The 25,876-nt window shown below is 62.0% G+C and carries 29 protein-coding genes; 14 read left to right on the forward strand and 15 right to left on the reverse strand.

Features of this window, described 5'->3' with window-relative positions:
* Window positions 1-49 precede the first annotated feature (49 nt).
* The 6 genes from J4P02_RS26735 to tusD form a co-directional block, all read right to left on the reverse strand.
* Window positions 50-1,051 (reverse strand): glutathione S-transferase family protein, encoded by a 1,002-nt coding sequence (locus tag J4P02_RS26735; RefSeq protein WP_426196007.1) that lies wholly within the window; start codon window positions 1,049-1,051, stop codon window positions 50-52.
* Between the two features lie 88 nt (window positions 1,052-1,139).
* Complete coding sequence (locus tag J4P02_RS26740; protein WP_426196009.1) at window positions 1,140-2,141, reverse strand: glycosyl transferase family protein; 1,002 nt, start codon at window positions 2,139-2,141, stop codon at window positions 1,140-1,142.
* Window positions 2,138-2,473 (reverse strand): TusE/DsrC/DsvC family sulfur relay protein, encoded by a 336-nt coding sequence (locus tag J4P02_RS26745; protein ID WP_426196011.1) that lies wholly within the window; start codon window positions 2,471-2,473, stop codon window positions 2,138-2,140. The genes J4P02_RS26740 and J4P02_RS26745 overlap by 4 nt, the downstream gene beginning before the upstream one ends.
* The gene (tusB, locus tag J4P02_RS26750; RefSeq protein ID WP_426196013.1) at window positions 2,470-2,766 is read right to left on the reverse strand and encodes a sulfurtransferase complex subunit TusB; all 297 of its coding nucleotides are present in this window, start codon (window positions 2,764-2,766) and stop codon (window positions 2,470-2,472) included. Before tusB ends, J4P02_RS26745 begins: the two co-directional genes overlap by 4 nt.
* On the reverse strand, window positions 2,766-3,128 hold the full coding sequence (gene tusC / locus J4P02_RS26755) for a sulfurtransferase complex subunit TusC (RefSeq protein WP_426196015.1): 363 nt from the start codon (window positions 3,126-3,128) through the stop codon (window positions 2,766-2,768). The genes tusB and tusC overlap by 1 nt, the downstream gene beginning before the upstream one ends.
* Before the next feature lies 1 nt (window position 3,129).
* Entirely contained in the window at window positions 3,130-3,522 is a 393-nt protein-coding gene (gene tusD / locus J4P02_RS26760) for a sulfurtransferase complex subunit TusD (RefSeq protein ID WP_426196017.1), read from the reverse strand.
* 168 nt (window positions 3,523-3,690) lie between these two features.
* Between tusD and J4P02_RS26765 the strand changes: the two genes are divergently transcribed.
* Complete coding sequence (locus J4P02_RS26765; RefSeq protein ID WP_426196019.1) at window positions 3,691-4,440, forward strand: SDR family oxidoreductase; 750 nt, start codon at window positions 3,691-3,693, stop codon at window positions 4,438-4,440.
* Window positions 4,441-4,455: 15 nt separating this feature from the next.
* On the opposite strand, the gene J4P02_RS26770 is transcribed toward J4P02_RS26765, so the two are convergent.
* The 3 genes from J4P02_RS26770 to J4P02_RS26780 form a co-directional block, all read right to left on the reverse strand.
* Window positions 4,456-5,160, reverse strand: a complete 705-nt coding sequence (locus J4P02_RS26770) for a YoaK family protein (protein WP_426196021.1) — start codon at window positions 5,158-5,160, stop codon at window positions 4,456-4,458.
* Between the two features lie 134 nt (window positions 5,161-5,294).
* Complete coding sequence (locus J4P02_RS26775) at window positions 5,295-5,795, reverse strand: RDD family protein (protein WP_426196023.1); 501 nt, start codon at window positions 5,793-5,795, stop codon at window positions 5,295-5,297.
* Between the two features lie 130 nt (window positions 5,796-5,925).
* The gene (locus J4P02_RS26780) at window positions 5,926-6,834 is read right to left on the reverse strand and encodes a LysR family transcriptional regulator (protein WP_426196025.1); all 909 of its coding nucleotides are present in this window, start codon (window positions 6,832-6,834) and stop codon (window positions 5,926-5,928) included.
* 125 nt (window positions 6,835-6,959) lie between these two features.
* Here J4P02_RS26780 and J4P02_RS26785 point away from each other — a divergent pair, with 125 nt between their 5' ends.
* The 8 genes from J4P02_RS26785 to J4P02_RS26820 all read left to right on the forward strand — a co-directional run bounded on the left by J4P02_RS26785 (window position 6,960) and on the right by J4P02_RS26820 (window position 14,901).
* On the forward strand, window positions 6,960-8,108 hold the full coding sequence (locus J4P02_RS26785) for a muconate cycloisomerase family protein (RefSeq protein WP_426196027.1): 1,149 nt from the start codon (window positions 6,960-6,962) through the stop codon (window positions 8,106-8,108).
* 10 nt (window positions 8,109-8,118) lie between these two features.
* Window positions 8,119-8,409: a muconolactone Delta-isomerase gene (gene catC, locus J4P02_RS26790; protein ID WP_426196029.1), complete on the forward strand. Its 291-nt coding sequence runs from the start codon at window positions 8,119-8,121 to the stop codon at window positions 8,407-8,409.
* 52 nt (window positions 8,410-8,461) lie between these two features.
* Window positions 8,462-9,391 carry a catechol 1,2-dioxygenase gene (catA, locus tag J4P02_RS26795; protein ID WP_426196031.1) on the forward strand — a complete coding sequence of 310 codons (930 nt, stop codon included), beginning with the start codon at window positions 8,462-8,464 and terminating at the stop codon, window positions 9,389-9,391.
* A 122-nt stretch (window positions 9,392-9,513) separates the two neighbouring features.
* Window positions 9,514-10,470 (forward strand): AraC family transcriptional regulator, encoded by a 957-nt coding sequence (locus J4P02_RS26800; RefSeq protein ID WP_426196033.1) that lies wholly within the window; start codon window positions 9,514-9,516, stop codon window positions 10,468-10,470.
* 377 nt (window positions 10,471-10,847) lie between these two features.
* Window positions 10,848-12,212, forward strand: coding sequence for a benzoate 1,2-dioxygenase large subunit (benA, locus tag J4P02_RS26805; RefSeq protein ID WP_426196035.1), 1,365 nt, complete (start codon window positions 10,848-10,850; stop codon window positions 12,210-12,212).
* On the forward strand, window positions 12,209-12,697 hold the full coding sequence (gene benB, locus J4P02_RS26810; RefSeq protein WP_426196037.1) for a benzoate 1,2-dioxygenase small subunit: 489 nt from the start codon (window positions 12,209-12,211) through the stop codon (window positions 12,695-12,697). The genes benA and benB overlap by 4 nt, the downstream gene beginning before the upstream one ends.
* 10 nt (window positions 12,698-12,707) lie before the next feature.
* Entirely contained in the window at window positions 12,708-13,721 is a 1,014-nt protein-coding gene (gene benC / locus J4P02_RS26815) for a benzoate 1,2-dioxygenase electron transfer component BenC (protein WP_426196039.1), read from the forward strand.
* A gap of 406 nt (window positions 13,722-14,127) precedes the next feature.
* Window positions 14,128-14,901 (forward strand): 1,6-dihydroxycyclohexa-2,4-diene-1-carboxylate dehydrogenase, encoded by a 774-nt coding sequence (locus tag J4P02_RS26820; RefSeq protein WP_426196041.1) that lies wholly within the window; start codon window positions 14,128-14,130, stop codon window positions 14,899-14,901.
* A 23-nt stretch (window positions 14,902-14,924) separates the two neighbouring features.
* Here the strand turns inward: J4P02_RS26820 and J4P02_RS26825 are convergent, their stop codons facing one another.
* Complete coding sequence (locus tag J4P02_RS26825) at window positions 14,925-15,965, reverse strand: hypothetical protein (RefSeq protein ID WP_426196043.1); 1,041 nt, start codon at window positions 15,963-15,965, stop codon at window positions 14,925-14,927.
* A gap of 105 nt (window positions 15,966-16,070) precedes the next feature.
* Window positions 16,071-16,556: a hypothetical protein gene (locus J4P02_RS26830; RefSeq protein ID WP_426196045.1), complete on the reverse strand. Its 486-nt coding sequence runs from the start codon at window positions 16,554-16,556 to the stop codon at window positions 16,071-16,073.
* Window positions 16,557-16,737: 181 nt separating this feature from the next.
* On the opposite strand from J4P02_RS26830, the gene J4P02_RS26835 reads away from it, so the two are divergent.
* Both J4P02_RS26835 and J4P02_RS26840 read left to right on the forward strand, forming a co-directional pair.
* Window positions 16,738-17,004 (forward strand): CopG family ribbon-helix-helix protein, encoded by a 267-nt coding sequence (locus J4P02_RS26835; protein WP_426196047.1) that lies wholly within the window; start codon window positions 16,738-16,740, stop codon window positions 17,002-17,004.
* An 89-nt stretch (window positions 17,005-17,093) separates the two neighbouring features.
* The gene (locus J4P02_RS26840; protein ID WP_426196049.1) at window positions 17,094-17,285 is read left to right on the forward strand and encodes a type II toxin-antitoxin system RelE/ParE family toxin; all 192 of its coding nucleotides are present in this window, start codon (window positions 17,094-17,096) and stop codon (window positions 17,283-17,285) included.
* A 77-nt stretch (window positions 17,286-17,362) separates the two neighbouring features.
* Here J4P02_RS26840 and J4P02_RS26845 read toward each other — a convergent pair whose 3' ends face one another.
* The 3 genes from J4P02_RS26845 to J4P02_RS26855 all read right to left on the reverse strand — a co-directional run bounded on the left by J4P02_RS26845 (window position 17,363) and on the right by J4P02_RS26855 (window position 20,480).
* On the reverse strand, window positions 17,363-17,755 hold the full coding sequence (locus J4P02_RS26845; protein ID WP_426196052.1) for a DUF6124 family protein: 393 nt from the start codon (window positions 17,753-17,755) through the stop codon (window positions 17,363-17,365).
* A gap of 442 nt (window positions 17,756-18,197) precedes the next feature.
* Window positions 18,198-20,072, reverse strand: a complete 1,875-nt coding sequence (locus J4P02_RS26850; RefSeq protein WP_426196054.1) for a DNA/RNA helicase domain-containing protein — start codon at window positions 20,070-20,072, stop codon at window positions 18,198-18,200.
* A gap of 24 nt (window positions 20,073-20,096) precedes the next feature.
* Window positions 20,097-20,480, reverse strand: coding sequence for a nucleotide pyrophosphohydrolase (locus J4P02_RS26855; RefSeq protein ID WP_426196056.1), 384 nt, complete (start codon window positions 20,478-20,480; stop codon window positions 20,097-20,099).
* Between the two features lie 347 nt (window positions 20,481-20,827).
* Here J4P02_RS26855 and J4P02_RS26860 point away from each other — a divergent pair, with 347 nt between their 5' ends.
* The 3 genes from J4P02_RS26860 to J4P02_RS26870 all read left to right on the forward strand — a co-directional run bounded on the left by J4P02_RS26860 (window position 20,828) and on the right by J4P02_RS26870 (window position 23,048).
* Entirely contained in the window at window positions 20,828-21,796 is a 969-nt protein-coding gene (locus J4P02_RS26860; RefSeq protein ID WP_426196058.1) for a hypothetical protein, read from the forward strand.
* Window positions 21,796-22,482 (forward strand): hypothetical protein, encoded by a 687-nt coding sequence (locus tag J4P02_RS26865; protein WP_426196060.1) that lies wholly within the window; start codon window positions 21,796-21,798, stop codon window positions 22,480-22,482. The genes J4P02_RS26860 and J4P02_RS26865 overlap by 1 nt, the downstream gene beginning before the upstream one ends.
* 83 nt (window positions 22,483-22,565) lie before the next feature.
* Window positions 22,566-23,048 (forward strand): DUF4265 domain-containing protein, encoded by a 483-nt coding sequence (locus tag J4P02_RS26870; protein ID WP_426196062.1) that lies wholly within the window; start codon window positions 22,566-22,568, stop codon window positions 23,046-23,048.
* 598 nt (window positions 23,049-23,646) lie between these two features.
* Here J4P02_RS26870 and J4P02_RS26875 read toward each other — a convergent pair.
* Entirely contained in the window at window positions 23,647-25,830 is a 2,184-nt protein-coding gene (locus J4P02_RS26875) for a TonB-dependent siderophore receptor (protein ID WP_426196064.1), read from the reverse strand.
* Between the last annotated feature and the right edge of the window lie 46 nt (window positions 25,831-25,876).

Genomic DNA, 25,876 nt, shown 5'->3' on the forward strand with positions numbered 1-25,876 from the left:
TGATGTAGGAGCTGGCCGGGCGGCGTTCCGCTTGCCAGCGCAAGCGCCCTCAATCCCTGCGCCACACCCCCAGCCCGCTCAAGCGCTGCCGATCATGGCCGCGGCTGAAATCCTGCAATGGCCCCTTGGGCACTATCCCCGTGGGATTGATGGTGCTGTGGCTGGCGTAGTAGTGCCCCTTGATATGGGTAAAATCCACGGTGTCGGCAATGCCCGGCCACTGGTACAGCTCCCGCAGCCAGTTCGACAGGTTCGGGTAATCGGCTATCCGCCGCAGGTTGCACTTGAAGTGGCTGTAGTACACCGCATCGAAACGGATCAGGGTGGTGAACAGGCGCACATCGGCTTCGGTGAGGTACTCGTCGGCCAGGTAGCGCTGCTGGCCCAGGTGTTGCTCCAGGCCATCCAGTTCGGCAAAGACATCATCGAAGGCTGATTCATAAGCCTGTTGTGAAGTGGCAAACCCGGCGCGGTACACGCCATTGTTCACTGCCGGATAGATGCGCTCGTTGAGGGCGTCGATCTCGCTGCGCAGGGGCTGCGGATAGAAATCCAGGCTATTGCCGGTCAGGCCGTCGAAGGCGCTGTTGAACATGCGGATGATCTCCGCCGACTCATTGCTGACGATGCGCTGCTGTTGCTTGTCCCACAGCACCGGCACGGTGACGCGACCGCTGTAGTGGGCGTTGTCGGCGGTGTAGCGTTGGTGCATGAAATCGAAGGCGTCCAGGGCATCGCCACTGGAGCCGAACCCGCGGTCGAAGGTCCAGCCGTTCTCGCGCATCAGCCAACTGACCACCGACACCTCGATCAGGCTTTCCAGGCCCTTGAGCTTGCGCATGATCAAGGTGCGATGAGCCCAGGGGCAGGCCAGGGACACGTACAGATGATAGCGCCCGGCCTCGGCGGCAAAACCACCTTCGCCACTGGGGCCGGGCCGGCCATCGACGGTCACCCAATTGCGTCGTTGCGCCTGCTCTCGCTGGAAGGCGCCGTTCTTGCTGCTTTCGTACCACTGGTCATGCCAGCGTCCTTCGACCAACAGGCCCATGGAATGCTCCTCGGCTAATGTGCGTTGGGGTGCAGTCTATTCCTGTGGGTTCGAACAAAAAGCGCAAAAACTCGGCTGCCAGTATCGATCAGATCGATCTATCCCGGGCCTCCCAATACTGCTGCGCCAGTTCGAAAGCCTGCTCCCGAGGCGTGCCCAGGCCACGCAAGGCCAGGGCCATGGTCGCCAGCAGCGCCAGTTGTGGGTAACTGTCCTCGACTTCGCCGCGCCACAGGGCCTTGAGGTGCTCGGGTTCCAGGCTGGCGGGTTTCACATGGCGCTGCGCCGACAGCGCCGGCCATTCTTCATCCCAGCTGACGCCACCGCTGGTGCCATACAGGTGGCTGGTGGTGTCCGGGTTGATCTCGATCTCGCCGCCATCGCCCTTGATCACTATCACGTTGTCCCCCAGCAAGCCGCTGGCATCGCGGTGCACCGCCTGGTAGCCAGGGTGGAAGATGCTCTGCAGGCCGCAACGGGCGCCCAGTGGGTTGAGCAGGCGCGCCAGGGAATGGATGGGCGAGCGCAGGCCGAGGATATTGCGCAGGTCGATCATCCGTTGCAGTTGCGGTGCCCAGTCCCCCAGCGGGATAAAGGCCAGGTTGCCCTGGTCCAGCGCCTGGCTCACTGCCTGCCAGTCACGGCACAGGGGAATCCCCAGGGGCTCCAGCAACTGTTCGCTGTACAGGCGCCCGGCGGTGTGCGCGCCGCCACCGTGGAGCAAGATGCGCACGCCGTTCTGCGCCAGGCACTTGGCCGCCAGCAGGTACCAGGGCAGGTGGCGCTTCTTGCCGGCGTAGGTCGGCCAGTCCAGGTCCAGGGCAATCGGCGGGGCGTCCAGGCGTTCGCGCAAGGCCGTGGTAAAGCCCGCCAGCTCTTCCGCGCTTTCCTCCTTGTGCCGCAGCAGCATGAGGAAGGCGCCGAGCTGGGTGTCCTCGACCTGTTCGTCCAGCAGCATGCCCATGGCCTGGCGGGCTTCTTCCCGGGTCAGGTTGCGCGCGCCGCGCTTGCCCTTGCCAAGAATCCGCACGAACTGGGCGAAGGGGTGCTCGTCCGGGGTCTGGGTCAGCAGGGGGGCGATTTCGTTCATAGACAATTGGTTGGCCTCGGCAGGCCCGCCAGCTTGGCGGCCAGTTTCGCGGGAGTGCCCTTGAACAGGCGGTTGAGGTGCAGGCTGTTGCCTTTTTCCGGCCCCAGCTTGAGGGCGGTGTACTTGATCAGCGGACGGGTGGCCGGGGACAGCTGGAATTCCTCGTAGAAACCCTGCAGCAGTGTGAGGATTTCCCAGTGCTCCGGGGTCAGCTCAAGCTCCTCCGCCGCCGCCAGGCTTTGCGCCACCTCGGCGGACCAGTCGTCGAGGTTGACCAGGTAGCCGTCCTTGTCCAGTTCGATGGCGCGTGCGCCTAGAGTCAGGGTGCTCATAGCCAGGTGTTGACCTTGTCATGCTGGATCGACAGCTCGACGAAGCCCGGGTAATCCACGGCCCTGGCCCAGGCCGGCAGCGCCAGGCCACGGGCCTTCAGGTCTTCTTCCAGCACATACAGGTGCAAGCCGCTACGGCCGCTCAGCTCGTTGCAAATGGCTGTGCCCGGTTGCAGGGCATAGGCGGCATCGCCGCACAGCAACAGGCCATCGGCGCTGCCCAGCAGGCGCAGGCAACTGCTCAGGCGAGTGTCGGTGAAGGGCGAGTGGGACAACACATGCAAGGTCGACATCAGAGGGTAATCACCTGGTCAAAACGGTCGATAAGCCCGGCCAGCTCCGGGGCGTCCAGCAGTTGTACATCCTCAAGGTTCAAGGCGGCCGGGTCGAGGCCGCGGGCGTTGAGACTGGCGCTGCAGGCAAAGAGCTCATCGACACCGAACAGCGCCAGCGCCTTGAGGTTGGCGCTCAGGTCCTTCTGGCGCAGCAGCGCGGCCTGTTGCCCGGGCGCCAGTTGCAGCACGCCGTCATCGAGAAACAGCAGGCCGATGGGCAGGTCGAAGGCGCCGCCGGCCAGCACGATGTCCAGGGCCTCGCGAGCACCGGGGCCGGACCAGGGCGCCTGGCGGCTGATCAACAACAGGGATTTGGCCATTTCACGCCCCTCCAAAACAGATCAGGCGGTCGGCGGCCTGCACCGCGTCATGCAGCTGGCCGAGCCCGGAGAGTTCCCAGGGTGCCTCGACATTCACCGCCGGGCGCTGGTAGCGCTGGGCTTCGTCGGCATTCAACAGGCCCCGGCGCAGGGCCGCAGCGATGCACACCACGCCATCGAGCTGGTGCTGCTCGACGAACTCGCGCCACTCACTGGGCAGGTCCTGCTCATCCTGGGGGGTGACGATGCTGTTGGCGGCGTTATGCACGCCGTCCTGGTAGAAAAACAGCCGGACAATCTGGTGCCCGCCCGCCAGCGCCGCCTGGGCGAACAGCAGGGCGCGGCGCGAAGACGGCGCGTGGGCGGCAGAGAACAGGGCAATGGCGAACTTCATGACGGACTCGATGGATAAAACTGCGGCCATGATAAAGCTTTCTCCACGGATCGGCTAAACCCCATTCGCCCGGGCGCGGGACATATCGGGTAAAGCTTTGCCCAACCCCCGAGCCGGCATCCGGGGATAGACTCGCGCCTTCATTCAACCAGGGACAAGGAGCAAGGAATGACGGATTTGAGTTCGGCGGTAGTGGTGGTCACCGGTGCCGGCCGCGGCTTGGGCGCGGCATTGGCCATCAGCCTGGCGGACCAGGGCTGCAAGCTGATTCTCTGCGGGCGCAACCGCCAGGCCCTGGCCGAGGTCAGCGCGGCCATCGAGGTGCGCACCGGTCGCGCGGCCGATCAGGTGCTGGTGGACCTGGCCAACAGCGACAGCGTCAAGGCGGCCCTGGCGGAGATCCACGTACGCCATCCGCAAGTGGACATCCTGATCAACAACGGCGCCATGTGGCTGGAGGCCAGCGAGCAGCCCCACAGCGCCGCCGAAGTCACCGGGGTGATCGACGCCGCCCTCAGTGGCACCTTCCTCCTGACCCAGGGCCTGCTGCCGACGCTGAAAGCGTCCAGCCAGCCAGACATCGTCACCATCGGCTCCATCAGCGGCTTGCCCAATGCACCGCTGCACAGCGTGTCGCTGCCGTTCTATGCGGCCAAGCATGGGCAACTGGCCCTGGCCGATGGCCTGCGGCAGATGCTCAAGGGCACGCCGGTGCGTTCGCTGTGCGTGCACCCGCCGTACCTGGAAGATGTCTCGCCGCTGGACGAGGCCTGGCAGCAGGTCCCGGCGCGGCAGAAGGGCGAGCAGGGCACCAACCGCGATGTAGTGGAAGCGGTGATCTTCGCCCTGACCCGACCGCGGCATATCAGCCTGTCGTCGATCGTGATCGATACCGACAGCGGCGGCCTGTTCAGCTGACTGTCGCGCTGCATGTCAGCGGGTCTTGTAGCCCAGCTGCCAGCGCCGTGGAATCTTCAACGAAACCAGGCCCAGCAGCGCTGCAAACAGCCCGCTGGCATACAGCGCCTTGAGCCCCAGATGCTGTTCCAGCAAGGCCCCCAGCACCGCTCCGGCGAACATGCCGCTCCAGGGCACCAGTTGCACCCGCCAGCCGTTGCGCCGCTCGCCCAGAAGCCAGCGCCCCAGCCCACGGCCAAAGCGTGACAGGGCGCCGGTGACATAGGTCAGGCCAATGGGCAGGCCGTTCACTTCTTCCACCGCCGCGTTGAGCATGCCCATGGCGACAATGGCCGCCAGCAGCGCCGGCAGTTGCTGCTCGAAAGGCCAGGCGGCCGCTGCGCACAGCAATGCCGCTATACCCAGCAGCAAGGGCAGGGCGCGATACCCGGCCAGGCGGCTGATCACCACCCCCAGGGCATTACCGGCAACAAAGGTCAGCACCAGCAGGGCCAGGCGCAGCACCAGGCCCAGTTGGCCTTCGCTGATGGCCACCGCCATGCGCGTGGTGTTGCCGCTCATGAATGAAACGAAATCCCCGGTGGCCATAAAGCCGATGGCGTCGGTCATGCCGGCCAGCACCGAAAGGCAGGCCACCAGCCCGAGGCCGATCCGCCCGCGCCATTTCTGCGAGCGTTGCAGCTTGGGGCTGGCGGCAGGGGTGGAGGTGGAAGGCAGCATCGTCGGTTCTCCTGAACAGGGACTGCGGGGGACGGGTGCGGGTCAAGGTGATGCAGGGCGCGATATGGGTCTCAGGGCTGTTTGCTGGCGCGGCGCATTGGCGCTCCTCGAGGGGAACGGAGAGTCTTCAGGTTTCAAGCCTGGGACAGGGGCTGCTCTGGGATTGCACTGCGCACCTGCTGCAGATCCTTATGCGGGATCACGTAGGTGCGGGCGAGCATATCGCCGATTCTCTGGCAGCGGCTTGATTCCGCGCAGGCCATCAGCGGGACAAAGGCGAACGCGGCCTCCAGATAGCGGGTGGCGCCTCTGATCACTACCTGGATCAGCGTCGGCGGCGTCCCGGCGGCGTTGATCACCACCAGGCCCAGGGCACACTTGCCGGGCGTGCGGCCCTTGAAGAAATACTCCCAGGCCATGAAGTACAAGGGCCAAACCAGCATGAACAGCATTGAATGAAGGTAGGGCTCCCGCCCCGTCTGTTGCTCGAGGTCGAGCATCTGCTGGAATGGCTGCAACGCCAGCACCCCGTGCAGGCTCAGGGACAGCAGCCAATACACCACCACCGCCAGCACCTGGTCGAGCATAAAGGCGGCGGCGCGGCGCAGGATCAGTTGGGTTCTTGAGACTTCCATGGTCGATTCCAAAGTTTTTTCCAGCACATCGGGCGCAGTGTAATCCCGCCAGGGCGGGGTGTCGCAGTGGTTTTGCCCGGAGTCTACAGAGCTGTGGCAAGCAATGCCTGCAGCGCCGGCGCTCTTGCTTTCAGCTGATGGAAGGTTCGTCGCGGCCGATCTCGGCACGCAACTGGGCAATCAGGTGCAGGCAGTGGGTGAGTCCCGGCGAGGGCTCGCCCACCCGGCGGCTGAGAATGATCGGCGAGGTGGCTTCGGTTTCCAGCAGCGGGCAAAAACCGATGTCATCGCGGTGCAGCACCTGCACCGAGGCCGGTACCAGGGTGATGCCGATGCCGGCGCCCACCAGGCCAATGGCGGTCTGCAATTCGTTGGTCCACTGGGCCACCTTGAGGTTCAGGCCGCGGGCACTGAACAGCGCCATCACATGGTCGGCGTAGCTCGGGCGCGGGTTGGCCGGGTACAGCACAAAAGGCTCATTGGCCAATTGTTCAAGGCTCAGCACTTGCCCCAGCAGTGGGTGGCCGGCGGGCAGGGCGGCCACCAGCCGGTCCTCGGTCAGCACCTTCTGCACGATGGCCGGGTCGTCGATATGAATGCGCCCGAAGCCGATATCGATGCGCCCGGCCTTCAAGGCTTCCACCTGTTGCAGGGTGGTCATTTCCGACAGCCCCAGTTCCAGCTCCAGGATTTGGTTGCTGCGCAGGCGGCGGATCAGTTGCGGCAGCACGCCATACAGGGTCGACGGCGCAAAGCCGATGCCCAGCCAGGTCTTGTGCCCCAGACCAATGCGCCGGGTGTTGTCGCAGACCTTGCCCAGTTGCTCCAGTACCCGGTTGGAATGCTCGTAGAAAAACCGCCCGGCGGCGGTCAGGCGCAGCGGCCGGCCACGCTCCAGCAACAGCACCCCCAGCTCGTCTTCCAGTTGCTGGATCTGCCGGCTCAAGGGTGGCTGGGCGATGTGCAGGCGCTCGGCGGCCCGGGTGAAATTGAGGGTTTCCCCCAGCACCTGGAAATAGCGCAGATGACGCAGTTCCATGACAGTTCCCCAGTGATTAGGTGCATACCTTCAAGGTATCAAGCCAGACCAATTCTATATTGGAACCCCGGAAAAAGCCGCGACAGAATCGGTTGCAGAACTTCAAGAACCTGACGGGTATGGACATGCACGCTTCTGCCATTGAATCGATCGAGACGATCATCGTCGATCTGCCGACCATCCGCCCGCACAAGCTGGCCATGCACACCATGCAGAACCAGACCCTGGTGCTGATCCGCCTGCGCTGCGCCGACGGCATCGAAGGCCTGGGGGAATCCACCACCATTGGTGGCCTGGCCTATGGCAATGAAAGCCCGGACAGCATCAAGACCAATATCGACCGCTTCGTCGCGCCGCTGCTGATCGGCCAGGACGCCAGCAATATCAACGCCGCCATGCTGCGCCTGGAGCAGAGCATTCGCGGCAACACCTTCGCCAAGTCCGGGATCGAAAGCGCCCTGCTCGACGCCCAGGGCAAGCGCCTCGGGCTGCCAGTCAGCGAACTGCTGGGCGGTCGGGTGCGCGATGCCCTGCCAGTGGCCTGGACCCTGGCCAGCGGCGACACCGCCCGCGATATCGCCGAAGCCGAGAAGATGCTCGAACTGCGCCGCCACCGCATCTTCAAGCTGAAGATCGGCGCCGGCGAAGTGCAGCGCGACCTGGCCCATGTAATCGCCATCAAAAAGGCTCTGGGCGACAGTGCCAGCGTGCGGGTCGACGTCAACCAGGCCTGGGACGAAGCGGTGGCGCTGCGGGCCTGCCGCATCCTCGGCGACAACGGCATCGACCTGATCGAGCAGCCCATTTCCCGCAACAACCGCGCCGGCATGGTGCGCCTGAATGCCGTAAGCCCGGCGCCGATCATGGCCGACGAATCCATCGAGTGCGTGGCAGACGCCTTCAACCTGGCCCGGGAAGGGGCGGCCTCGGTGTTCGCCCTGAAGATCGCCAAGAACGGCGGCCCCCGCGCCACCCTGCGCACCGCGGCGATTGCCGAGGCGGCGGGCATCGGCCTGTACGGCGGCACCATGCTCGAAGGCGGCATCGGCACCCTGGCCTCGGCCCACGCCTTCCTCACCCTGAACGCACTTGCCTGGGACACCGAGCTGTTCGGCCCGCTGCTGCTGACCGAGGACATCCTCGCCGAGCCGCCGCTGTACCGGGATTTCCACCTGCACGTTTCCACCCGGCCGGGCCTGGGCCTGAGCCTGGACGAAGAGCGCCTGGCGTTCTTCCGTCGCGACAAAACCACCCCCGTGCTGCATCACACCTGAGGAGGGAGCCATGCTATTCCACGTGAAAATGACCGTGAACCTGCCGCTCGACATGCACCCCGAGCGCGCCGCGCAACTCAAGGCCGACGAGAAGGCCCTGGCCCAGCGCCTGCAGGCCGAGGGCAAGTGGCGCCACCTGTGGCGCATCGCCGGGCTGTACGCCAACTACAGCGTGTTCGACGTCGACAGCGTGCAGGAATTGCACGACACCCTGATGCAATTGCCGCTGTATCCGTACATGGCTATCGAAGTCGACGCTATGTGCAGGCATCCTTCCTCGATTCATGAGGATGACCGCTGAGTCCGTTGCCAGAGCGTTAGCCACTCTAATAAATACAAGATGAGGATCGATCATGAACGTGCGTATTTCCCACACTGCCAGCGCCCAGCGGTTTCTCGAAGAAGCCAGCGGCCAGTTCAGCGAAGGCGGCAACCCCCGGGCCAAGGCCATCATCTACCGCATCCTGCGGGACTCGGTGAACATCATCGAAGACCTGGACATCACCCCGGAAGAGTTCTGGAAGGCGGTCAACTACCTCAACGTGCTCGGCGCCCGCCAGGAAGCCGGGCTGCTGGCCGCGGGCCTGGGCCTGGAGCATTACCTGGACCTGCTGATGGACGCCGCCGATGAACAGGCGGGCAAGACCGGCGGCACCCCGCGCACCATCGAAGGCCCGCTGTACGTGGCCGGCGCACCGCTGAGCCAGGGTCAGGCGCGCCTCGACGACGGCCTCGATCCGGGGGTGGTTCTGTTTATGCAAGGGCAGGTAAGAGACACCGCCGGCCAACCCCTGGCCGGGGCCATTGTCGATGTGTGGCATGCCAATACCGGCGGCACCTATTCCTACTTCGACGGCAGCCAGTCGGAATTCAACCTGCGCCGGCGCATCGTCACCGATGCCGAGGGCCGCTATCGCTTTCGCAGCATCGTGCCCTCCGGCTACGGCTGCCCGCCGGATGGCCCGACCCAGCAACTGCTCGACCAGCTGGGCCGCCATGGCCAGCGCCCGGCGCATATCCACTTCTTTATTTCCGCCGACGACCATCGCCACCTGACCACCCAGATCAACCTCGACGGCGACCAGTACCTGCACGACGACTTCGCCTACGCCACCCGCGACGAGCTGATCGCCAAGATCACGTTCAGCGAAGACCCGGCCCGAGCCAAGGCCCTGGGCGTGAGCGGGCGCTTTGCCGAAATCGACTTCGACTTCACCCTGCAATCCTCGGCCCAGCCCGAAGAACAGCAGCGCCACGAACGGGTGCGCGCCCTGGAGGCCTGAGCGACATAGGGCAGCAATGAGCCACGGGCGCCTGGTGCGGCCCGTGGCTTTTGCCGTGGTGACCAGCCTGCGTCACGCAACCTGGACGCAGAACCGAGCACAACCTTCAGAGTGATCCGATCATGCACATGCATCTGTTGAGTGAGCGCAGCAGCGTGTTTGTTCAAGCCGATCCCTATGCCGTATCCGGTTACGTCAACCAGCACGTGGGCAGCCATTGCATTCGCCTGCCCCGGGCCGGCCAGCCCCAGGCCAGCCTGCAGCACCGCACCCTGGCCAGCCTCGATCTGTGCAGCATCAGCTACGGCGGCAGCGTGCGCGTCACCTCGCCGGCCCTGGAAAGCATCTACCACCTGCAAGTGCTGTTGCGCGGCCATTGCCTGTGGCGCGGCCCGGGCCAGGAGCACAGCTTCGCCCCGGGGGAGCTGCTGCTGATCAACCCCGACGACCCGGTGGACCTGACCTATTCCGACGACTGCGAAAAATTCATTATCAAGATCCCCACCCGCCTGCTGGAGGCGGTGTGCGAGGAACAGCGCTGGCAGTACCCGGGGCCGGGCGTGCGGTTTCTCCAGCCGCGTTATCGCCTGCAAGACCTGGAAGGTTTCCTGCCCCTGCTCAGTTTGCTGTGCCAGGAAGCCGAAACCCTGGACAGCCTGCCCAGGGTGCAGGAGCACTACGCGCAGATTCTTGCGGGCAAGTTGCTGGGGCTGATGCAGACCAACGTCCAGCGCGGCACCCTGGGTGCCTCGGCGGCGACCTTCGAACGGATTGCCCACTACATCGAGCGCAACCTCAAGCACGACATCGGTTGCGAGGAACTGGCGCAACAGGCGCGCATGAGCCTGCGTTCGCTGTACGGCCTGTTTGAACGCAACGCCGGCACCACGCCGAAAAGCTACATCCGCCAGCAGAAGCTGCAACGGGTGCACGCCTGCCTCAGCGACCCGACGAGCCCGGTGCGCAACGTCACCGAACTGGCCCTGGATTTCGGCTTCCTGCACCTGGGCCGCTTTGCCCAAAGCTACCGCCAGCAATACGGCGAACTGCCCTCCGACACCCTGAAACGCCGCCACTGATTCCCCAAAGTGGCGAGGGAGCTTGCTCCCGCTGGGCCGCACAGCGGCCCCAACATTCACCTGCCAGGTATTGCGTTTGCTGCGCCCCGGGACGCCGGCCGAACGAGCGGCAGCAAGCTCCCTCGCCACAACACACCCCACACACCGCGTAGGAGCTGGCCGGGCGGCGTTCCGCTTGCCAGCGAAGGCGTCCGCAAGAACGCCGCAAGGCTCAAGGGCCCCTTCGCCGGCAAGCCGGCTCCTACAAGAAAACGTTGTTCAGCGTAATTCATTGGCTTTGCAGAAAACGGCTACAGCTCTGCAGGCAACGGCTATTGCCGCCTCCAGCCCCGTCCTAGCATGGCCCTGCCTGAATAAAAACAATGGAGGCGGCGGCCATGACCCTGCGACCCGAATACCTGAACGCCCTGCTTGAAGAAGACCCCGAACAGGGCGTCTACCGCTGCAAGCGGGAGATGTTCACCGACCCCCGGCTGTTCGACCTGGAGATGCAACACATCTTCGAGGGCAACTGGCTGTACCTGGCCCACGAAAGCCAGATCCCCAATCCCAACGACTACTACAGCACCACCATGGGCCGGCAATCGGTGTTCATCGCCCGCAACAAGAACGGCGAGCTCAACGCCTTTATCAACGCCTGCAGCCATCGTGGCGCCATGCTCTGCCGGCACAAGAGCGGCAACAAGGCCTCCTTCACCTGCCCATTCCACGGCTGGACCTTCAACAACTCCGGCAAGCTGCTCAAGGTCAAGGACCCGGCCGCCGCGGGTTATCCATCGAGCTTCAACTGCGAAGGCTCCCACGACCTGACCCGCGTCGCGCGTTTCGAGTCCTACCGCGGCTTCCTGTTCGGCAGCCTCAACCCCGAGGTGCTGCCCCTGGCCGAGCACCTGGGGGAGTCGGCGAAGATCATCGACATGATCGTCGACCAGTCCCCTGACGGCCTGGAAGTGCTGCGCGGTTCCTCCAGCTACATCTATGAAGGCAACTGGAAACTCACCGCCGAAAACGGCGCCGACGGCTACCACGTGAGCTCAGTGCACTGGAACTACGCCGCCACCCAGAACCAGCGCAAGCAGCGCGAGGCCGGGGAAGATATCCGCACCATGAGCGCCGGCACCTGGGCCAAGCAGGGCGGTGGTTTCTACTCCTTCGACAAGGGCCACATGCTGCTCTGGACCCGCTGGTCCAACCCCGAGGACCGCCCGCTGTACGAGCGCCGCGATGAGCTGGCGCGGGACTTCGGCCAGGCCCGGGCCGACTGGATGATCGAGAACTCGCGCAACCTGTGCCTCTACCCGAACCTCTACCTGATGGACCAGTTCAGCTCGCAGATTCGCATCGCCCGGCCGATCTCCGTGGACCGCACGGAAATTACCATCTACTGCATCGCCCCCAAGAGTGAAAGCGACCAGGCCCGCGCCAGCCGGATTCGCCAGTACGAAGATTTCTTCAACGTCAGCGGCATGGCCACCCCCGACGACCTGGAGGAATTCCGCTCCTGCCAGATGGGCTACCAGGGCAGCGTTAGCGCCTGGAACGACATGTCCCGCGGTGCCGAACACTGGGTGCAGGGTGCCGACGAGGCGGCGCAGCAGATCGACCTGCAGCCGATCCTCAGCGGCGTGCGCACCGAGGACGAAGGGCTGTTCGTGATGCAGCACAAATACTGGCAGCAGACCCTGCTGGCGGCCCTGGCGCTTGAAGAATCACGCAAGATCGACGTGGAGGCCGTGCAATGACCATCTCCTACGACGCCGTGCGGGGTTTCCTCTACCGCGAAGCCCGCTACCTGGACGACAAGGACTGGGACAGCTGGCTGGAACTCTACGCCCCGGACGCAACCTTCTGGATGCCTTCCTGGGATGACAGCGACCAGCTCACCGAGGACCCGCAGCGAGAGATCTCGCTGATCTGGTACGGCAACCGCAGCGGCCTCGAAGACCGGGTATTCCGCATCAAGACCGAGCGCTCCAGCGCGAGCATTCCCGACACCCGCACCTCGCACAACCTGAGCAATATCGAGCTGCTGGAGCACGGCGACGGCTGCTGCAAGCTGCGCTTTAACTGGCACACCCTGAGCTTTCGCTACAAGACCGTGGACAGCTACTTCGGCACCAGCTTCTACACCCTCGATGTGCGCGGTGAAAACCCGCGGATTCTGGCCAAGAAAGTCATCCTGAAGAACGACTACGTTCGCCAGGTCGTCGACATCTACCACCTCTGAGGCGAGCATCATGAGCCATCAAATCGCACTCAACTTCGAAGACGGGGTGACCCGTTTCGTCGCCGCCAACCCCGGCGAAACCGTGGCCGACGCCGCCTACCGCCAGGGCATCAACATTCCCCTGGACTGCCGCGACGGCGCCTGCGGCACCTGCAAGTGCTTTGCCGAAGCCGGGCGCTACGAGCTGGGCGAGGACTATATCGACGACGCCCTGAGCGCCGACGAAGCCGCGCAGGGTTTTGTCCTCACCTGCCAGATGCGCGCCTTGAGCGATTGCGTGGTGCGGGTGCCGGCCGCGTCCCAGGTCTGTCGCGCCGGCCAGGCCACCTTCCAGGCCAGCATCAGCGCTGTGCGCCAGTTGTCTGCCAGCACCATTGCCCTGTCGATCAAGGGCGAAGCGCTGAACCAGCTGGCCTTTCTGCCGGGGCAGTACGTCAATCTCGGCGTGCCTGGCAGCGGGCAGACCCGGGCCTATTCCTTCAGCTCGCTGCAGCGCGATGGCGAGGTCAGCTTCCTGATCCGCAATGTGCCCGGCGGCCTGATGAGCAGCTTCCTCACCGGGCTTGCCAAAGCCGGCGACAGCCTGACCCTGGCCGGGCCCCTGGGCAGCTTCTACCTGCGGGACATCCGCCGGCCCTTGCTGTTGCTGGCGGGCGGCACCGGGCTGGCGCCGTTCACCGCGATGTTGGAGAAAATCGCCGAGCAGGGCAGCGCGCATCCGCTGCATCTGATCTATGGCGTGACCCATGATTTCGACCTGGTGGAACTGGATCGCCTGGAAGATTTTGCCGCGCGCATCCCCCACTTCAGCTTCAGCGCCTGCGTGGCCAGCCCCGACAGCCAGTACCCGCGCAAGGGCTACGTAACCCAGCACATTGAACCGGCGCACCTCAACCAGGGCGATGTGGACGTGTACCTGTGCGGCCCGCCGCCGATGGTGGAAGCGGTGAGCCAGTTCATTCGCGAGCAGGGCATAGCCCCGGCGAATTTCTACTACGAGAAATTCGCCGCCAGCGCTGCCTGAAGCACGCGCGAGCTTGTGTAGGAGCTGGCCGGGCGGCGTTCCGCTTGCCAGCGAAGGCGCCCGCAAGAACGCTGCAAGACTCAAGGGCCTCTTCGCCGGCAAGCCGGCTCCTACGATAAATCTGCCAGGCACCTCGTCCGGTAGGCGCTGGTTGGTGTAGGAGCTGGCTTGCCAGCGAAGGCGCCCGCAAGAACGCTGCAAGGCTCAAGGGCCTCTTCGCCGGCAAGCTGGCTCCTACGATAAATCTGCCAGGCATCTCGTCCGGTAGGCGCTGGTTGGTGTAGGAGCTGGCTTGCCAGCGAAGGCGCCCGCAAGAACGCTGCAAGGCTCAGGGGCCCTTTCGCCGGCAAGCCGGCTCCCACGTTGAGCAGCGTCCTCCCCATCCTTTTGCACTGACGAGGTCCCCATGAACCGCTTCCCCAACCAAGTCGCCCTGGTCACCGGCGCCGCCCAGGGCATCGGCCGCCGCGTTGCCGAACGCCTGGCCGAGGAGGGCGCCCGCCTGGTGCTGGTGGACCGCTCGGAACTGATCTTCGAACTGGCCGCCGAACTCAGCCCGCGCTACCCGGTGCTGGCCCTGACTGCCGATCTGGAGCAGTACGCCGAATGCAGCCGCATCATGGCCGCCGCCATCGCCCACTTCGGCCGCCTCGACATCCTCATCAACAACGTCGGCGGCACCATCTGGGCCAAGCCTTTCGAGCACTACCAGCCCGAGCAGATCGAAGCCGAAGTGCGCCGCTCGCTGTTCCCCACACTCTGGTGTTGCCACGCCGCCTTGCCGCAGATGCTGGAGCAGGGCAGTGGCGCCATCGTCAATGTTTCGTCCATCGCCACCCGCAGCCTCAACCGCGTGCCCTACGGCGCGGCCAAGGGCGGCATCAATGCGCTCACCGCCTGCCTGGCCCTGGAAACCGCCGGCCGCGGGGTGCGGGTCAACGCCACCGCCCCCGGCGGCACCGAGGCACCGCCACGACGCATTGCGCGCAACAGCGCCGAGCAAAGCGTGGAGGAGAAAGTCTGGTACCAGCAGATAGTCAATCAGACCCTGGACAGCAGCCTGATGAAACGCTACGGCAGCGTCGACGAACAGGCCGCTGCGATTCTGTTCCTGGCCTCTGATGAGGCGTCCTATATCACTGGAACGGTGCTGCCAGTGGGGGGCGGGGACCAGGGCTGAGCCTGCTGGCTAAACTGCGCCGCTCAAGGCCTGCGCAAACTCGGCAGCGCCGCCTTGCCCTGTGGCGACAGCACCGGCGCCAACTGCTCCCAGGTGAAACTCAGCTCATTGTCGCAACCGTCGCCGTAGGCGGGGGTCGAGAGGTTCAAGCCCTGGGTGTTGAATGTCAGGTCGTAGCTCGAGTAGCTGCTGACGGCCGGGCAGTCCGGGTCCTTGGGGCTTTGCCGTTCCAGCCAGGTGGCGAAGGCGGGCGCCAGTTTCACCTCGCCGGAGTAGGCGTCATGCCACTGCTGGCGGCCGCCGAGCCAGGTCCAGGGATCGACCCGTTCGCCGGTCTGCAGGTTCCAGCTGTGCAGGCCCCAGCTGATGCCATTGCGCCCGGTGCCGGCGGCCCAGCGATAGAACCTGACGGTGATCCACTGCGACGACCAGTAGTGGGGCTCGACGCTGATTTCGCTGGTGTAGCCGGAGCCGTTGCGGCCCAGGTATTCACGGCGCTCGCTGAAAAACTCCTCCTGGCCCTCGGGGCTGATGGCCAGGCGTTCCAGCTGACGGCTGATGTGCTTCAGTGCCGGGCTATCGCCCTCCAGCCTGAGGCTGACCTGGGCGCCTTGGGTTCTGAGCTGATAGCGGTGTTCACCGAAGCTTTTGTTCTGCATCTTGACCGCCAGCGGCGCAGCTTCCATCGGCGCGTTATAGGCGTCGCCGCCACAGCCTTCGGTGCTGGTACGGGTCAGCGCCAAGGGTAAGGGCGCGGCGCCCGGGGCCTTGCTCCAGGTGCCGTGCAGGCTATCGCCCTGGGGCGCGTCCAGCTGCCAGAAACCGGTGTTGCCGACCTCGGCCCAGGCTTCGCCGACCTGGGCCTGAGTCAGCTGGATCGGCGTGAAAAAGCGCTGGTAGTAGTAGCTGCCGTTGCTGTTGGGGGCGGCATTGAAGCAGACGGTAATCGCCGATTTGCCCAGGGTGCCTTGCCACACCCCGGCAAGGTCGGCGGGTGCGGCACTGGCGTAACCGGCAACGCCGGCCAGGGCCAGGAGGGCCAGAAGGGGTGGCGGCTTGAGCATGGGGATCGGACTTCCAGTTGTCTGATGGCGGTGCATCATAGCGGATGGCTGTGGTTCTGCGGCGAGCTAAATGGGCTTCAGCCCTGAACAACCTGAAGCTCGCGTTTAGCCTTCCCCGGGAATGGCGTAGGGCAGGGTAATCGGCGGAGCATCGGCCAATGGCCGCGAGGATTTCGCCATCAGGTAGCCGACTATTTCTGCCGTGCTGATTTCCGCGTGCAGCATATCCGGGTCGTCAAACCATTCGTTGGACCAGAAAATCAGGTCCGAGGCATTGGCCTCGGGGAAGTTGGTTTCCAGCAGGCTCAGCGCATAGTCCACATCCGACTCGGTGCCTTCGCACTGGCAGATGAAATCCGTCAGGGCGCAGGCCTCGACGAAGCTTAAATCGTCGATGTATTTCTCCTGGTGAAAGGCCGTGCGAATAAAGTTCTGCGCATCGGTATGGCTGTGCATAGCGCGAAATTCGTGGAACTCGAAGGGGCGGCTGGCATGACTGTTCCACTGCTCGATCAGCGCGCTGATCTCGGGGCTTTCCCGTTCCTGGTTATCCCAGATCTTGCCCAATATTTCGGTTAGCAGAGCCTTCATTAACGCGCGCTTTTTCGGCGTTGGGCGTAAGGGTTTCATCCGGTCCGGGATGGGCATGGGCGTTCCTTCGTGGTGATGGGGGGAATGGTGACATTATCCGCTCCGTCGGTGCATGGACAGCTGGGTTGGGTGCCCGATACCTTATCGAAAGGTAATGCCTTTCGATAACGAGGGTTCAGTCATGGCCACTTCTATCAAGATTGATGACGAGCTGAAAAAACGCATTCAGCATCTGGCGGGACTGCGTCAACGTTCGGCCCACTGGATTATGCGCGAAGCGATAGCGCAGTACGTTGAGCGCGAGGAAGCCCGTGAGAGCTTCAAGCAAGAAGCCTTGGCGTCGTGGGCGGCGTATCAGGAAACGGGCCGTCATCTGACCGGCCAAGAAACTCGGGCCTGGCTCAGTACCTGGGGTACTGAGTCGGAGCTTCCTAAGTGCCACGATTGATTCTCACCGAAGGTGCTGCGCAAGGGTTGGACTGTTGTCGCCCGTTTCTTGTCCAGAAAGGCCTGCTGATCGCTTAACGAGCTGCCCAAGTGATTGAGCGGCAAATCGCTCAACAGGAGGAAGCCCCGGAAATCGGTCGCCCATTTCCAGAACTGCCGGAGCTGCGCGAGCTGATCATCGAGCTCGGTGATTCGGGTTATGTTGCACTCTGCCGGCATGAGCGTGCGGATGACGCTGTTTACATACTTGCCTTTCGGCATCAGAAAGAAGCCGGTTACTGAGTTTTAGTCGCACGCTGTTTAGTGCTTCAGTCAGATGGGAACGGGGTAAGTCACGCCTTACCCCGTTTTCTCCTTCCTCAGATTTGCTGAATGTTCTCTGCCGGTCTATTGGCATCCAACAACGAATCCACCACCGCTCTAGCCATTTCCACCGAATGAATCATCGACCAAATCAACCCGCGCTCCACACCGCTGGCGCGTTCGGTGATTTCATCGCTGACCTGTACCGCGCAGTCCAATAGCAACGACACATGCACCAACGCTTCTTCGGCATTGATACCGGGGCGGACGCTGAACATGGATTGATGACCTACGGGCGTAGGCACGGTGTCTTTCAGGCTATTGATGATCGAAGTTTCAGCGCTATGCGCCGCCAAGGCCAAGCGAATGCGCTGGGTGTCGATATCGTGTTCGGGGGTTCTGAATTGTCCAGGTAAGGACAGGGGCGGATCGGGAACGAGCTTTTTCATGGTGCATCTCCAATGTGAATGGAGCTGCCAGTTATCGCTGCTAAACGAAGGAGTGGCAGCTGTACGCAGGTTAGCAGGCCGGTCACATTGGAAACCGGCGCACCCGAAGGTGCCCTGCGCACAGCCACCATAAAAAGCAGAAGAAAAACTCTGCCGATAGGTGACATCGATGCGCCCAATGTGATGTTTCGAGCTGCTAAACCCGATCACTGATATGCAGTGATGAACCGAGCCTAGCCAGCCAAAGTATCAGGCGCAAGCGGGTTGGATTCTCTAGGAAAAGTCGCTCAATAGAAAGGGACTAACCTTACGCGGGGTTATGAATTGGGTGGTGAATATGTCACCCAGAGGGCATTGAGTGAGGTATCTAGCTTCCATTGGGTTTCCAGTGATGCGGGATTGTATTCGCCATCACTGGTACATCGAACGAGACTAATGACGCCTACAAACCTGCCCCATCCTTTGCAAGTCGACTAGAAAAATACTGCGCCGTTTCTGGGTCGGTACAGTACAGGTAGCAGCCCTTCATTCCTCGAGTCATCAAGGTCCGATAGGTATTCTTGATGATGAGATCAATCTCTTGCTGCGCGAAGTCGGGTTGTTCCTTCATCAGCCTTTTCCAACCACGAATCGACTTGTCGTATTTGTCTCGTTCTTTGGGGGATGTCACTACCTTTCCATCTCGCACGACAAAGTCTGGCCCGATGATCACACCGATGTAATCCACCTCCAGCCCTTGGCAGGTGTGAATACAGCCGACTTGATCCACGGATTTTTCCGCAATGATCCACAAGCTGCCATCTTGATCCAGGTTCCATTGGCGGGCGTAGTGCTCACCGATTTCAATATCCTTGGCTTTAGGATCTTTTTTGCTGCTCCATGGCCAGCAGTAACCTGCGACGACACGCGCCTTGTTTCCGTGGTTCTTTTGTTCGATTGCTTCATGCATCGCCTGTGGTGAATCGAACACCTTGAATTCGTATTCACTGGCATCGAGTAATGGATTCGCGGTTTCGCGAATTCCCAGTACGTCATCCAGCCATGCCAAGTAGCCATCAGAACCACTGCAACGGAACTGAGAAGACAAGGTGTATTCCTCCACCGTTGCCCCTCGAGCCTTAGCAAAAGCGCGAATCGCTTGTTTGCTACCAATATCCTTCAGGGTTACGCGCTGATCTTCGTCGATAAAAAATACTGAGCATTTAGCGGACCCAATCAGTTCCTTAATCTGGTTTTCACCCTCGTTGCCATAAAAGCCACTTTTCTCATTTAGTCGGTGGGCTTCATCAATGATCAGCGCGTCATAAAAATCAGGTTTGATTTCGGTGTAGGCCCCCGAGCCGGAAAACAGGCTGGAAAACCTAGTGGGCTTGATAGTGCCAACCAGCTTCTTCTCGTACACAGCACGAGGGGCGGCATTTTTCGAGACATACCTACTCATCAGCTGTAAAGCGGTGAGCTGTACCAAGAGGTTGATGGCTACCACCGTTTTCCCAGTGCCTGGACCACCCTCAATGATCAAGACCTTAGGAGCATCGGCAGAAGCTTCTGTGACCGCGGCGAGTACCGACTCGAAGACGGTCTTTTGATCATCAATCAAAACGAACTCAGGCTTGCCCTCCATCAGCCCGCTCAGTGCTTCAGCCAACGCTTTGGAGGGGCGGCTCTTACCGCTAGAAAGCTCATAAAGAACGTCTTGGTTGTCACCGTAATAGATGTGCTGTTTGAGGAAACTTCTCAGTTTCGTCAACTCGTCAGGACCTTTTAGGAATAAAGGCGCCTTGCTGGTATAGGCATCGTAGTGAGCCGAGTTGATAACACCATCGCTGACATAGTTATGCAGGTAGGCGCATGGGTGGACTTTGATGCCTTTGTCATAAACGGCTTCATTGAAACCCTCCAACAAAGTGGCGTAAGACCAAACCTGATAGGACGGATGAATGGTTTCAACATGGCTGCCACCCAGCGCGGTTTTTACGATCGCATCCTTACTGGTGGCGCTGGCTTTGCTCCATTGCTTCAGCTCCACCAACACCGCATTTTTACCCTGGTTTTGGTCGTGGCCTGTCAGCAAGAAATCGATGCGTTTCATGGATTGCGGAATATGTAGCTCAATGGCTACTCCGGCATCCTCCGGTAGATCCTTGTCTCTTAGGACCTTGGCCATGTAAGTGAGTGAACCCTGCCAAGACCGGATCTCTGAGGCCGCCACTTTCTTGCCTGTGGCCTCTTTGAAGTGTTTGAGGATCACCTCTTCAATATCGTTGTTGTCGCAAACATCGAGGAATTGTTGTTTGGTCGCCGAGTAAACGATCACAAGTGGTCCTTAGAGCCCAAGGGGTCAGAGTTGGTCGTACTTCTTGCTGGTGCTTTTGGCTTTGTCGACGGGGTACTTCTGGCCGTTCATCGCGAGTTTGTTTGTCACCGCCTCGTTGAGATCGACGCCTAGCACAGTGCTTAGTCGCACGAGGTACATGAGTACGTCGGCCAATTCGTCTTTCACGGCTTGAGCCGTTTCTGGACGCTTGGCTGCTTCCTTAGCGTCGGCTTCGCTCATCCATTGGAAGATTTCGCAGAGTTCTCCGGTTTCTCCGGTGAGGGCTAGGAGCAGGTTTTTGGGGGAGTGGAACTGCTGCCAGTCGCGGTCGTCGGCGAAGCGCTGTAGAGCAGTTGCTAGGTGATGGGTGTCGATTAGTGTTTCAGTGGGGGCAACTACAGTGCTCACAATCTTGCCTCGTAGTTTGACTACAGCTGGCGCGACTGAGAGCTGTGTCAGAAATGGGAAGGAAGATTGTAGGAGATTTCGAATTTTGAGTAAGGTTTTTTACCGGTACTCGTTGAATTACGGTTCGGAGCTTGTTCAGCCTCCAAAACGTATCCGTTTTCTAAAGCAAACAACACCAAATGGGACAGTGCTGCCAGAGGATGTTGGCTAAAAATGATTGTGCTGTTTGAATACAGCGCTATTTAACCTGTAAAGGTTTTAGCAGCGTGAAAACAAACCTATTCCAGGGCTGACGTCCTAACTTTTGCTATCCTGCGCCCCTTTTCCCCATCGCAAGGAGCGCAGGCATGACCCGGCCCATTGGCGGCAGTACGCAAAAAAAGGCTGGTAAACGGCGTTACCTGCGACACTTCCTTTTCCGTCTGACGCCTGCGCTTTGGTTGGGCATCGTTCTGGCGGCCCCCACCGCCCAAGCCAACCCCACCACCACCTACCGCGGCACCCTCGGCTCCACCCCGGTTGAACTGGCCCTAACCTACGACTCCCAATACGGCGGCGGTATGTCCGGCTATTGGTTTACCGAATCCGAGCGCCTGCCGATGGCCTTGGAGTCCACACCTTTCCACCCCGGCTCCGCGCTGCTGATCAACATCATGGACAACCCAACCCTCCCTGCGACGGCCGTATCCTTGCAGCCCTTCACCGAGGGCGCGGAGTCGTTGCAGGGTTCGCTGGTGGATCTGCGCACGGGCACCCAGCAGCCGTTGCAGTTGCAGCGGGTGATGCGCTTTGGCGGCAGTCAGCGGGAGGCCTTTGACGGTGAGTTGTTGCAGCCGGTGTTCGACCGGGATTTCTATTTCGCTGTGCATGCCTCGCGCAAGGCCGGGGAGGAGGTCGGGCGGGTGGACAGTATCCGGGTGATCAGTCGCAACAACGGCCGGCAGGTGCAGGAGATCCAGGGATCGTGGTGCATGGCCTCGGTGGGCACTCAAACCCTGAGCTTCGGCCATTTCCAGGAAGAGCAACGCATGGATTTCCGCGCCCAGAGCTATCGCCTGACCGAGGCGGATGGCCGGCAGTGGTGCTCGCCCACCCAGTACTACCTGTTCTACCGCGATAGCCGAGTGTATCTGCGGCACCCGCAGATGGAGCAGTTCGCCGCGGAAGGTGATCTGCGCTTTTCCCCCAGCGGCCAGATGGAGTTCAGCCAGCAGGGCTTTACCGATTACGAAAAACGCACCCGGCGTTGGGACTACTACCGGGTGATCAGCCCCGAGCGGCTGCAGTACCTGTCATCCGGCGAGGAGCGTTTCTGATGCGTCTGCTTGATTGTTTGCGAGGGCTGGCGCTGCTGTTGCTGGCGGCGTGGCTGCTGCCGGCCCAGGCGTCCGAAGGGGTGTACGAGGGCACCATTGGCAAGCTGCCGATTGTCATGACCTTTGGCAGCCAGAATGCGCTGTACCAGGGCACCTATTTCTATCAGCGCTATCGCACGCCGATCCGTCTCAAGCCGACCTTCAGCTACAGCAACAAGGTGATGGCCATGGATGAGCTGGACGAGCAGGGTTTGCCGGTGGCGCGCTTGCAGTTCAACGACTTGATGAACTACCGCCAGCAGGAACAGGTGCGCGGCACCTGGACCAGTTACCGCACCGGCAAGACCTTGCCCATGGCGCTGAAGCTGGTGGCCCTGGTGGATTCGGATCGCTCCTGGCCGCAACCGGTTACCCGGCTGTTGCAGAGTGCCTCCACCCCGCGCTGGTATTTCCAGGTGCCGATGCAGGGCAACAATCAGCGAATCCTCGCGGTCGAGATCATGGACAAGACCAGTGGCAAGCTGCTGAACACGCTGACGCTGGCGTCGCCGGGGTGTCGCAATCTGGGGGTGGATACCTTGCAGGTGCAGGGCGAAGGCGAGGCGCTGCGCATGAGCTTCAAGGACTGTACCTTGCCGGGGTTTCGCTGGAATGAGGGCGGCGGGCACTTTGCGCCCTTGCCTTGAGCCGGGGAGGGGGTGTTTCCGGGTGGGCATAAATGGTTATCGCAGGCAGGCCCTGTGTTGAATAGGCAAGCAGTGGAGCTTCAATGAACGACAAGCAATCACCGGTACTGATCCAGGTGTATATGGCCGATGACGGCGGCGCCGTGCGCGAGGAACTGCTGGCGCGGCAGATCGATCAGTACACCTTTGAGCTGCTGTCCTCGCCGGGCCTGGCGCAGAACCTGGCGCGGGGCGATATCGTTTCAATCCGCAATCCCGATGCGCCGGCTGAGGTTCTGAAGCGGGGCGGTAATTTCTGCATTCAGATCTATGCCGATTGCATTGATCCGGCGGTGGTTGGCGCGCTGGAAAAACAGGTCGTTGGTGAGCTGGGCGGAACCCTGGATGGGCTGTTTGAGGGGACGCTGTCTTTCGCTGTGCCGGCAACCAATGGCATGCAGCGGATCAATGCGGTGTTTGATGGTTTTCGTGAGCAAACCGGGATCGAGTGGTACTACGCCAATGTCTATAAGAACCTCGATGATGATGAGGACGAGACCTTGTTGAACTGGTGGTTGGACGTTTGATCATCCTTGGAGCTGGAGCCAGAGCGACCAAGTAACCGACCAAGTAACCGATCAAGTAGGTTGGCAGCTTCGAGTCATTGCGTAGCGATGCACCTTAAGAAACGGAGGCTCTGGAGCGCTCCCGTCTGCAGGGCAAGCGGGTGAGGTTTCAGGTGTTTCATGTCGCTATTACTGCTACCCAGCCGTGCTGTAGGAAGCGTCTGTCTTTTCTGTAAGCCAGGCTGAAGACGCTGATTGCCTTGGCATTCTGTGGGATAACCATCGGCAACCCATTCTTATTGGGCTAATCGACGCCAGGGTGTATTCCACGCAGAGAGGTCGTCAGCCATGGGCCAGGAGATGTTGCAATTTCAGGAGGATTTGCTGAAGGCGGTGGCGCAGATGAATGCCGCCAAGGCTGTGGGCGCGGTGACGCTATGTGTAGCGAGTCGGCGTCGGGGGCTGGCGGTCGGTACGCAAGGTGTTCTGGTCGAGATTCAGCTGGCCAGCCTGTGTCGGCGTTGCAGCTTTTCCGGCAAGCCGCAACGCCCGGGCTTTCGCGGCCGTTGCAGCCGCTGCCGCAGGTGGCGATCGGCCCCATAACCATGGGCCGTCTGCCTCAGAAATTCACCGAAGCACTCAACCTCGCACTCAACGGCGCGCCCTGGAACAGGTAGTCGTCGCCCATGTATTCCCCGGTGTCGCGCCAGTAGCGCTTGTCGAACAGGTTGTCCACGGTCAGGCGAAACACAGTGTCGTAACCATCAATGCGGGTGCTGTAGCGGCTGCCGATATTGAAGATGGCGTAGGCGCCGGTCTCGACATTGCCCACGCGGTCGGCGTATTGGCTGGCGCTGTATTGCATGCCCCCCAGCAGGGCCAGGCCGTCGAGCCAGGGCAGGGCGTAGTCGCCCTGCAGGCTGGCGCGTAGTTTAGGCACATTGAGGGCCTGGTGGCCTTCGTAGGCCGGGGTGCCAGTGCCCTCGACCCGGGAGCGGATCGCCGCGACGCTGGCGGCAATCTGCAGGCGTTGGCTGGCCCAGCCAGTGGCCGCTAGCTCCAGGCCGGTGTTCTTTTGCTGGCCCTGCTGGACGTAGGTGAACCTGCCGTCGGCATCCGGGCGCGAGTACTGGTAGGCCTGGCGCATCTGGAACAGCGCGGCACTGAAACTCATGCGCTGCCAGTCGTACTTGATGCCGGCTTCGATCTGCCGCGAGAGGGTGGGGGCCAGGGTTTCGAATTGATTCTCTGCGAACCACGGCGCCTGGCCTCCCAGGCTCAGGCCCTTGCTGTATTGGGTGTACAGCGACAGGTCGCTGATCGGTTTGTAGATCAAGGCGGCCTGGGGCAGGAATACATAGCGTTGGGTTTGGCGCTCCGTGCCGTTCTGGCTGTTGAAGGCCTTTTCATCCAGGCGCACTTCACGTCCGCCAAGAACCGTCTGCCATTGATCGTTGAAGCTGATGCGGTCGCTGAGGAACAGGCCGTACTGGCGGCTGTCCAGGCGTCGATGAGAGTCGCCGAGTGGGCCGTTGTAGCGTGCAAAGTTTCCGGGCTCGCTGTGGATATTGCCACTGCCGTCGTCGTTGCCGACGCGGTGCATGATCTGATCGCGATTATCCACCACGCGACGAAACGCACTGGTCCCCACGCTCAACTCATGGCCCAGGCCCGCTGTGTCGAAGCGGCCATTGAGCACTGCCTGCACTTCATCGTTGCGCCGGGTGTCGTCAGGGCTACGGAAGTCGTAGATATCGTACTTGCCGTCGTAACCGAAGAAGTTGCCTTTACCGGGTACGCCGCAGTCGTAACAACCCCAGGCAAACGAGCTGTAATCATCGATCACTACCTTGCTGCGGGACGCACTGAGATTACCCTTCCAGTCATCATTGAAGCGGTACTCGAAATGGCCGCCGATATTCAGCGATTCATTGGTCACCGGCTTCGAGCCGCTCTGGTGCCCCAGGAGTTTTTTCGGCGAGGCATGATGGGGCAGGGCGCTGCCGCCCAGTAGCTGATAGCCCGGGGCCGAGCGCTGCTGCTTGTTCTGGTACTCGATATCCAGTTGCAGCAGGGCGTCGGGGCTGATGTTCCAGTCGAAGGCCAGGGAGGCGAAATCCCGCTGGCCATTGGTGTGCTCCACATAGGAGTGCAGGTCTTCATGGGCCAGGTTGGCGCGCAGGCCGAACTGCTGCTCGCTGCCGAACCAGCCGCCCACATCGGTGGCCAGATAACCGCTGCCGCGATCGTCGGTAGAGACAGTGACCGAGCGAACATCCGTGGGCCGCTTGGTCACGTAGTTGATCAGGCCACCGGGTTCGCTAACCCCGCTTTGCAGGCCGGAAAGGCCCTTGAGCAACTCCACCCGCTGCTTGTTCTCCAGGGCCACGTTCTGCTCGCCGCTGACGGTGCGGTTGTTGATCTTGTAGCTGCTGGCGGCGTTCAGGGCAAAGCCGCGCACCGTGAAGTTTTCGTAGTAGCCCACCGGCGCATAGTTCTGGCCCACCGAGGCGTCGTTCTTCAGCACCTCGCTGAGCAGCCGCGCCTGCTGGTCCTTGATCATTTCTTGGTTGATCACGCTGATGGCGGCCGGGGTATCCAGCAGCGGCGTTTCGCCAAAACCGCCCACCGCGGCGCTGTCGGCGCGGTAGCCGAAGCTCTCTTCGCTGCTGACGGTCTGGGTCGGCAGCGTGGTGCCGGCGCTGGCCACCGAGGCACTGCCGGCCAGCAGCAGGCCCAGCAGGTTGCGGGTCAGGCCCGAGGTGCCGGTGTCCAGGGCGCGAGGGTGGGGAATCCTGTTCATGCACATTCCTAAAGGCTGGCCGCGATCCGTCGTGCCCACAGCCTGC

The sequence above is a fragment of the Pseudomonas sp. NFXW11 genome, assembly GCF_049887815.1.
In the GTDB taxonomy this organism is placed as follows: Bacteria; Pseudomonadota; Gammaproteobacteria; order Pseudomonadales; family Pseudomonadaceae; genus Aquipseudomonas.

Excerpts from the sequence above, each read along its gene's own strand:
- J4P02_RS26735 (WP_426196007.1), bottom strand. The coding sequence starts at position 1,051 with ATGGGCCTGTTGGTCGAAGGACGCTGGCATGACCAGTGGTACGAAAGC.
- J4P02_RS26740 (WP_426196009.1), bottom strand. The coding sequence starts at position 2,141 with ATGAACGAAATCGCCCCCCTGCTGACCCAGACCCCGGACGAGCACCCC.
- J4P02_RS26745 (WP_426196011.1), bottom strand. The coding sequence starts at position 2,473 with ATGAGCACCCTGACTCTAGGCGCACGCGCCATCGAACTGGACAAGGAC.
- tusB (WP_426196013.1), bottom strand. The coding sequence starts at position 2,766 with ATGTCGACCTTGCATGTGTTGTCCCACTCGCCCTTCACCGACACTCGC.
- tusC (WP_426196015.1), bottom strand. The coding sequence starts at position 3,128 with ATGGCCAAATCCCTGTTGTTGATCAGCCGCCAGGCGCCCTGGTCCGGC.
- tusD (WP_426196017.1), bottom strand. The coding sequence starts at position 3,522 with ATGAAGTTCGCCATTGCCCTGTTCTCTGCCGCCCACGCGCCGTCTTCG.
- J4P02_RS26765 (WP_426196019.1), top strand. The coding sequence starts at position 3,691 with ATGACGGATTTGAGTTCGGCGGTAGTGGTGGTCACCGGTGCCGGCCGC.
- J4P02_RS26770 (WP_426196021.1), bottom strand. The coding sequence starts at position 5,160 with ATGCTGCCTTCCACCTCCACCCCTGCCGCCAGCCCCAAGCTGCAACGC.
- J4P02_RS26775 (WP_426196023.1), bottom strand. The coding sequence starts at position 5,795 with ATGGAAGTCTCAAGAACCCAACTGATCCTGCGCCGCGCCGCCGCCTTT.
- J4P02_RS26780 (WP_426196025.1), bottom strand. The coding sequence starts at position 6,834 with ATGGAACTGCGTCATCTGCGCTATTTCCAGGTGCTGGGGGAAACCCTC.
- J4P02_RS26785 (WP_426196027.1), top strand. The coding sequence starts at position 6,960 with ATGCACGCTTCTGCCATTGAATCGATCGAGACGATCATCGTCGATCTG.
- catC (WP_426196029.1), top strand. The coding sequence starts at position 8,119 with ATGCTATTCCACGTGAAAATGACCGTGAACCTGCCGCTCGACATGCAC.
- catA (WP_426196031.1), top strand. The coding sequence starts at position 8,462 with ATGAACGTGCGTATTTCCCACACTGCCAGCGCCCAGCGGTTTCTCGAA.
- J4P02_RS26800 (WP_426196033.1), top strand. The coding sequence starts at position 9,514 with ATGCACATGCATCTGTTGAGTGAGCGCAGCAGCGTGTTTGTTCAAGCC.
- benA (WP_426196035.1), top strand. The coding sequence starts at position 10,848 with ATGACCCTGCGACCCGAATACCTGAACGCCCTGCTTGAAGAAGACCCC.
- benB (WP_426196037.1), top strand. The coding sequence starts at position 12,209 with ATGACCATCTCCTACGACGCCGTGCGGGGTTTCCTCTACCGCGAAGCC.
- benC (WP_426196039.1), top strand. The coding sequence starts at position 12,708 with ATGAGCCATCAAATCGCACTCAACTTCGAAGACGGGGTGACCCGTTTC.
- J4P02_RS26820 (WP_426196041.1), top strand. The coding sequence starts at position 14,128 with ATGAACCGCTTCCCCAACCAAGTCGCCCTGGTCACCGGCGCCGCCCAG.
- J4P02_RS26825 (WP_426196043.1), bottom strand. The coding sequence starts at position 15,965 with ATGCTCAAGCCGCCACCCCTTCTGGCCCTCCTGGCCCTGGCCGGCGTT.
- J4P02_RS26830 (WP_426196045.1), bottom strand. The coding sequence starts at position 16,556 with ATGAAGGCTCTGCTAACCGAAATATTGGGCAAGATCTGGGATAACCAG.
- J4P02_RS26835 (WP_426196047.1), top strand. The coding sequence starts at position 16,738 with ATGGCCACTTCTATCAAGATTGATGACGAGCTGAAAAAACGCATTCAG.
- J4P02_RS26845 (WP_426196052.1), bottom strand. The coding sequence starts at position 17,755 with ATGAAAAAGCTCGTTCCCGATCCGCCCCTGTCCTTACCTGGACAATTC.
- J4P02_RS26860 (WP_426196058.1), top strand. The coding sequence starts at position 20,828 with ATGACCCGGCCCATTGGCGGCAGTACGCAAAAAAAGGCTGGTAAACGG.
- J4P02_RS26865 (WP_426196060.1), top strand. The coding sequence starts at position 21,796 with ATGCGTCTGCTTGATTGTTTGCGAGGGCTGGCGCTGCTGTTGCTGGCG.
- J4P02_RS26870 (WP_426196062.1), top strand. The coding sequence starts at position 22,566 with ATGAACGACAAGCAATCACCGGTACTGATCCAGGTGTATATGGCCGAT.
- J4P02_RS26875 (WP_426196064.1), bottom strand. The coding sequence starts at position 25,830 with ATGAACAGGATTCCCCACCCTCGCGCCCTGGACACCGGCACCTCGGGC.